This is a genomic window from uncultured Aquimarina sp. (assembly GCF_947500065.1).
Classification (GTDB): domain Bacteria; phylum Bacteroidota; class Bacteroidia; order Flavobacteriales; family Flavobacteriaceae; genus Aquimarina.
Map to the genome: position 1 here is coordinate 1 of NZ_CANMQT010000048.1, position 386 is coordinate 386.

At 43.0% G+C, this 386-nt stretch carries 1 pseudogene; it reads left to right on the plus strand.

The features are described from left to right. Nucleotides 1-386 (plus strand): annotated as a pseudogene (locus tag Q0975_RS28380) (hypothetical protein); the annotation flags it as partial.

The window sequence follows — 386 nt, forward strand, 5'->3', positions numbered from 1 at the left end:
AGTCCAGATGATCCAACAGTAACGGACCTTAGACAAGGACTATTAGATATCACCAAGACAGATACCTATGTAGATACAAACGGTAACGGTATCATTGATGCCGGAGATACGATCAACTATGTATTTACGGTGAGTAATACAGGTAATATAGATTTAACAGGTATTAGTGTAACCGATGCCTTGGCTACAGTGACACCAGCCACTACGATTGATTTAGTAGTAGGCGCGAGTGATAGTAGCACTTATACAGCTAGTTATGTGATCACGCCAGCAGATATTACTGCGGGTACCTTTAGCAACACTGCGGTGGCTACTGCGACAGATCCATTAGGTGGTCCAGATATCACAGACGATTCTGATGATCCAGATAACACGACTGATGTTGA